Here is a 6,339-nt window from a genome sequence, read left to right as displayed (position 1 = left end):
ATTAACCGCAAAGTAAAATAAAAGACACGCAAAGTGCGCAAAGTTGATTTTCTAAAGGAGATTGCTTTTCCTAACTATCGGAGTAGGCGGTTACTAGCAATTAGGATAACTAGAAGAATGCAGTGCATAGCTAACTGGTTTTTAGCATTCTTTAGAAAGCCTTTGCGTTCTTTGCGAATACTCTAAAACCTTTGCGACAAAAAAAGAAATTAACCGAAGAAAAATAAAAGACACGCAAAGGGCGCAAAGTTGGTTTTCCAAAAGTTTTCGTTAAAGCACTACCTTTGCCGCACGCTTTTCTCTCCCTTTGGGAGAGATGCCCAAAGGGCAGAGAGGGCAACCCTCTTCATTAGCAGCGCCGTTGAACAATAAACCTGATGGAAGCGGTTATACTTTTTGTTTTATCTGTAAGATGGAGCAGTTTAGAAATAGATTATCCCAAAGTTCGAGTTAGGCTAGCCCGCGGATAACACAGAAAAAAACAAAAAGATAATAGCGTACAGCAGGACTAACGATGATAGTACCATTAGCCCTGCTTTTCAAATCAATTTATCGCTAATACCTACTGTAGAAACCACTAATTTGATCTATCAGTTGCGCATAAATAGGCTTGGTAAATTCAACAAACAGATTTCCTGGAGGCGGCGGCATTGTTTCACGCTTTCTGGTAAGTGCATATTGTTGCTTATCCAAAGCACGGTCGTCACCTTTGTAGGATGCCCAATTATCTACCCAAACATAAGTGCCAGCCAACTTTTGGTTACGCAACACTTTGTTGGTATTTAAGTCAATTACCGCAAAGTTAAGCAGTCCGGATGAGCTTACCTGCTTTTCGAAAACGCTGTAAGTTGCAGTAACAGTGCCATAAATTTTGCCCCTTCTGTCCTCGCCAATAACTACGCTATCTCTTTTTAATTTTTCTACACGCTCTTTAACGTAAGTTTGGCCTACCACAAAGTCGTCAAAATGGAGTTCAACAAGTTGGTCGGCACGTAGTTTTTGCTTGTAAGCTTCCTCTTCGGTATAAAAACGCACAAAAGTGTTGCCGCGGTAAGTTGCCAAATAATTACTGATTTGTTGCTGAAAATAATCGTTGCTAAGCTTGTACGTATTGCTGTTAATACGAGCAGGTTGCACCACCACTTTCAAAACCGCAGCCCAATAAGCATCATCTATTTTTTCGTTCAGTCCCTTCATTGCCGGATATAAATTTTGCGCTTTCAAAAAGTGGTTGTAGGCTACTTTTGCACTTTCTCTAGTGCCTACCCTCAAGGCTTTTTCGCCCAACAAGTAGCGTGCTTCGGCAGCTTGATATACCGCATCTTCATAAGCTTTTACATATTTTGGCGGATTAGGAACCAAATTCAAACAACTTGGGCAGGCGTTCACATCATCGCTCAGCTGATTGATTTTTTGGTAGTGATATAAAATGCTTTCCCACTTTAATGCATCGGCTGAAAGTTTAGCTTCATCAACTTTGCGTAAGTGTGTTTTAATTGCCAAATCAAAAGCGGCAGGCAATACCTGCATGGCTTCTTTGTTTTGAGGCGAGCTGCGCAGCCGATCTACTGCTTTTTCAACGGCAGCATCGTAATCACCTTTTTGTAATGCATTTTTTCCAGTGGTACATCCAACAAATAATATGGATAAATAAAGAAAATACCGTAATCTTGAAATAGTTTTCATGGCCACCTCCGAATTTAAAATTTGACAAATATAATATAGGCTATGTATGCTTTTAAAGTAATAGACGATTTATAATGAAAATTAGTTGCAAGGAGTTTCAATTAGAATTAAAACATGCATTTTCGATTGCAAAATTTACCCGTACAAGCACACCGCTTTTGCTTTTAAAAATTGATTTTGAAGGACAAACGGGCTATGGTGAAGCAAGTATGGTGCCCTACATGGGAGAAAGCTACGAAACGGCTCATGCCTTTTTAAAGAAGGTAGACTGGAACAGATTTCAATTTCCGTTTGATTTTGCATCAATTAATAGTTATTTGGACAGCTTAGCGGAGGGCAACCCGGCAATTAAAGCAGCTATTGATATTGCACTGCATGATTTAAATGGAAAATTACTCAATAAACCTTGCTACGAAATTTTTGGTGCCGACCCCGCAAAAATGCCAGTAACTTCGTTTACAGTTGGCATTGATACGCCTGAAGTTTTACGTAAAAAACTGGAGGATGCTGCTGATTTTAAAGTGGTGAAAGTAAAATTGGGAAGAGATAACGATCAAGAAATTATTGAAACTATCCGCAGCGTTACTAATGTGCCTTTGTATGTAGATGCCAACCAAGGCTGGAACGATAGGATTAAAGCTATAGACCTGATTTACTGGCTGCATAGCCAAGGCGTAGTGTTAATTGAGCAGCCGATGGATAAAAATGATTTGGAAGGAAATGCTTGGCTTACTGAACGCAGTCCAATTCCTTTGTTGGCCGATGAGGCCATGCAACGCTTGAAAGATTTGGATAGCTTGAAAGGTGCTTACCACGGGATTAACATTAAGCTGATGAAAAGTACCGGCATGTATGAAGGACACCAAACGATTTTAAGAGCTAGGCAGTTGGGTATGAAAGTGCTGATTGGTTGCATGAGCGAAACATCAATTGCCACTTTGGCTGGTGCGCATTTGGCCCCTCTTTGCGATTGGGCTGATTTGGATGGACCTTTCTTAACGGTTAACAATCCTTTTGATCAACCAGCTTTTGCAGACGGAAAATATGTGTTGAATGATTTGCCAGGCTTGGGTTTAACGGGTATGCAGGCGGGTTTGTTTGATTAATCGGCGTATTTGACTATTTAATAAACAAATGTTAAATTTGATTTAGGTTAAAAAAGATATTATGACAGTAATCATCGATAAAAATAATGCCAAAAACATTTCGGAAATTCTTTCTAAAAAGCTGAATAAAGCTATGCAAAAAAATGGAAATTTAGCTAAACATTTTGGGAAGTTAAAGAGAAATATTGACGGACTAGATTATCAGTTAACGATGAGAAAAGATGAAGATTGATTTTATTGCAGATAGTAATTTCTTGATATATGTACATGAAGGCAAAGAACTCATTGCGCCTTTTCTTGAGTATAATTTTGCTATTTCTTTTATTTCTGAGGTAGAGCTTTTAGGTTTTAATGGATTAAATAAAACAGAAGAGGTAAAACTTAAATCTCTTATTGCCGATTGCTTTTGTATTGATTGGAATAGCAAGATTAAAGAACAAACTATTGAACTTAGAAAAAACTATGCTATTAAACTTCCAGATGCAATAATTGCAGCTACCTCTTTGGTTTTCGATATACCATTAATTTCCGCAGATAAAGGGTATTCAAAAATAAAAAATCTTGACTTAATCCTTATTGAAATCTAGCGGCCGAAGCTTTTGACATCCAACCGCTATTTTTACACTGTTCCACATTTGTAATGTCGAACTTACCTATCGAGGATTTTTATTCCAATTCTTTAGGCTAGCACACATTTGTAAGTCTGTTTTGAAAACCTTGACCGAACATCGGAATTAAAAATTCCGAAGAGCAGAACCAAATTACTGCCTGTATCTATCTTTACGTAACAGTGTCATTAATTTGCTTGTCACTAGCGGCACTAGATATTTGCAATAAAGTATTACAATTATGACAGAGAGCAATTTATAAAGATCACTTTTTGGCCAGTCTATTTGGATAAATAATAGAATTAAAAGCAAATAACAGAGGAGTTCAAAAATTATCTTCATTTTTTGGAAATTATGCTGAAGCTGGTCACATGTAGGTGGTGCAAGCTGTGCACATCGTACGCTTGGATTATTGACAGCAAGTCTCGATCAATAATGTCCACCTGATCTCGCGAAAGTATTTATGAAGGCAACCCTAGCGGGCAGACATTACAAAATTATTGATGGCCAACATAACCATAAGCATGAACAAGATCAGACAAATCCTACGGCTCTATGACCAGGGAAAGTCAAAACTCACCATTGCGGCATACCTTGACATATCCCGCACCACTGTGCGCAAGTACATCACATCCCTGGAAAACTGTGGTCTCTCTGAGAGGGAGGTCGATTCACTATCTGATTCGGAGCTTGACGAGCTCTTTGGAAAGATCAAGGATAAGCCCAGATACGAAAGCCAAAAGATGCTCGCACTTCAGAGATGTTTCCCCAAGATGGAACGCGAGCTCAAGCGTACGGGGGTGACTAAGGGCCTACTCTGGGAGGACTACATCAAGGAATTTCCAGATGGTTATAAATATACCCAGTTCTGCAAGCATTTTACAGATTGGCAGGCAAAGGTGAACCCTACGATGCATCGTACACACAAAGTAGGCGACAAGCTATTTGTGGACTTTGCTGGAGAAAAGCTTTCCTATACCGACAAAGCTACGGGAGAAGTCGTCAGCGTGGAGGTGTTCGTTGCCATCCTGGGAGCAAGCCAGCTAACATATGTCGAAGCGGTACCTTCCCAGCAAAAGGAGGACTTCATATCTGCCTGTGAAAACACGCTCCATTTCCTTGGAGGTGCCCCTTCTGCTATTGTTCCCGATAACCTCAAGGCAGCCGTCACAAAAAGTCACCGCTACGAGCCAACCCTCAACCAGGCTTTCGAGGATTTCGCCCAGCATTATGACACCGTTGTATTACCCGCAAGAGCTTATAAGCCAAGGGATAAGGCATTGGTTGAAGGTGCCGTCCGGATCATATACACCCGGCTATATGTACCAATTCGCCAGAAACAGTACTCCTCCCTTTCGGAGCTGAACGTTGCCATAAGGGAGTATCTTGCACTGCACAACAACCAGCTTCTAAAGGGGAGGACATATAGCCGCAGGATGCAGTTTGAAGAAATTGAGCGAAAGGAACTGAAGGCTTTGCCAATAGACCGATTCGAACTAAAGCAAACCTTCCATGCAAAGGTCAATAAGGATAGCCATATACTTCTGGGGCCAGACAGGCACTACTATAGTGTCCCGGTTAGGTTCCTCAGTAAAAAAGTGAAGATAATCTACTCGAATTCCATCGTAGAAATCTTCTCAAAATTCGAACGTATAGCCATCCACAAACGCAGCAAGGTTCCCCATGCCTACACTACGAACAACAGTCATCTCAGCAGTTCGCACAGGTATTCTGCTGAACGCACCCCTGAAACCTTTATGGAAAGGGCCGAAGCAATCGGGGAAGATGTCGTGTTTGTGATAAAATCCATTTTGGACAGTCAAAGGCACGAGGACCAGAAGATCAAGAGCTGCGAAGCGATACTTAGCCTAGTTCGGAAATACGGAGCGGAACGGCTCTGTGGTGCATGCCGTCGCGCTATGGACTTCGGTATCGATACAAAGGTTTTTCGGACCATCGAATCGATCTTGGAGAACAACTTGGACGGGCAGCGTGAGAATGTCTTCTCTACGGAGCTTGATATGCCTTCCCACCATAACATTAGAGGAGAAAATTACTATAAATAATCCTGAAAAAAATGAACAATTCAGACACCCTAGATAAACTAAAGTCACTTAAGCTACACGGCATGTTCCATGCCTTTAAGACGAATCTTGACACCGGAAGTACGGTGGGCTATACCCCTGACCAGTTGCTTGCCGAACTCGTCGATGCGGAATATGAGGACAGGATGAACCGAAAGATTGATAGGCTGGTAGAGAATGCCAAGTTCAGGTACAAGGCTTCAATAGAGCTGATCAACTTCAACAAGCAGCGGAACATCGACCGCAACCAGGTTCTGCGTCTTGCCGAATGTGCATTCATTGATACCCATGACAACATACTGATCACTGGTCCAACGGGTATAGGCAAAAGCTACATTGCCTCTGCAATAGGACATCAAGCCTGCGCAAAGGGCTATAAGGTTGTATATTGGAGCACTCCCAAGCTGTTTGCAAAGTTAAAACAGGCAAAGGCCGACAACAGCTATGGAAAAGAAATTTCCAGGATATTACGTGCCGAAGTACTTATTCTGGATGATTTTGGACTTTATCCTCTGGACAATCAAAGTCGCCTTATCCTGATGGAGATTGTTGAGGACCTTCATGGAAAGACATCAATGATCTTCACCTCACAGCTCCCAGTCAGTGCATGGTTCGAAATGATAGGAGAAAAGACAATCGCCGACGCGGTACTGGATAGGATCGTGCATGATGCGCATCGTATTGAGGCTGTCGGGGAGTCTATGAGAAAGGTAAGGCCCAAGAAACTGGACTTTGAACCGGGATACCAATAGGTTCCCGGCCAGCTTGTACACGTTGCTTTTTCGGCTTCATACCATTTGTTTCTGTAGATTATTCCAAAACTGGCCACTCCTTTTTTTGCGAACTGGCCACATC

The 6,339-nt window shown here is 41.5% G+C and carries 6 protein-coding genes; 5 read left to right on the top strand and 1 reads right to left on the bottom strand.

Going from position 1 to position 6,339, the window contains the following annotated elements:
* Window positions 1–555: 555 nt before the first annotated feature.
* Window positions 556–1,686, bottom strand: a complete 1,131-nt coding sequence (locus DUT68_RS17330) for a hypothetical protein (protein ID WP_113639497.1) — start codon at window positions 1,684–1,686, stop codon at window positions 556–558.
* Window positions 1,687–1,760: 74 nt separating this feature from the next.
* Between DUT68_RS17330 and DUT68_RS17325 the strand changes: the two genes are divergently transcribed.
* The 5 genes from DUT68_RS17325 to istB all read left to right on the top strand — a co-directional run bounded on the left by DUT68_RS17325 (window position 1,761) and on the right by istB (window position 6,236).
* Window positions 1,761–2,792 (top strand): dipeptide epimerase, encoded by a 1,032-nt coding sequence (locus tag DUT68_RS17325; protein WP_113639496.1) that lies wholly within the window; start codon window positions 1,761–1,763, stop codon window positions 2,790–2,792.
* A gap of 61 nt (window positions 2,793–2,853) precedes the next feature.
* On the top strand, window positions 2,854–3,024 hold the full coding sequence (locus tag DUT68_RS18420; RefSeq protein ID WP_157960911.1) for a hypothetical protein: 171 nt from the start codon (window positions 2,854–2,856) through the stop codon (window positions 3,022–3,024).
* Entirely contained in the window at window positions 3,014–3,379 is a 366-nt protein-coding gene (locus tag DUT68_RS17320; RefSeq protein ID WP_113639495.1) for a type II toxin-antitoxin system VapC family toxin, read from the top strand. The genes DUT68_RS18420 and DUT68_RS17320 overlap by 11 nt, the downstream gene beginning before the upstream one ends.
* Window positions 3,380–3,924: 545 nt before the next feature.
* Complete coding sequence (gene istA, locus DUT68_RS17315; RefSeq protein ID WP_237088369.1) at window positions 3,925–5,466, top strand: IS21 family transposase; 1,542 nt, start codon at window positions 3,925–3,927, stop codon at window positions 5,464–5,466.
* An 11-nt stretch (window positions 5,467–5,477) separates the two neighbouring features.
* The gene (gene istB / locus DUT68_RS17310) at window positions 5,478–6,236 is read left to right on the top strand and encodes an IS21-like element helper ATPase IstB (RefSeq protein ID WP_113639493.1); all 759 of its coding nucleotides are present in this window, start codon (window positions 5,478–5,480) and stop codon (window positions 6,234–6,236) included.
* The last annotated feature ends 103 nt before the right edge of the window (window positions 6,237–6,339 follow it).

Source organism: Pedobacter zeaxanthinifaciens, assembly GCF_003313335.1.
GTDB lineage: Bacteria > Bacteroidota > Bacteroidia > Sphingobacteriales > Sphingobacteriaceae > Pedobacter > Pedobacter zeaxanthinifaciens.
The sequence above is the reverse complement of the archived record's forward strand: the minus strand, read 5'-3'. Positions and strand labels throughout refer to the sequence as shown.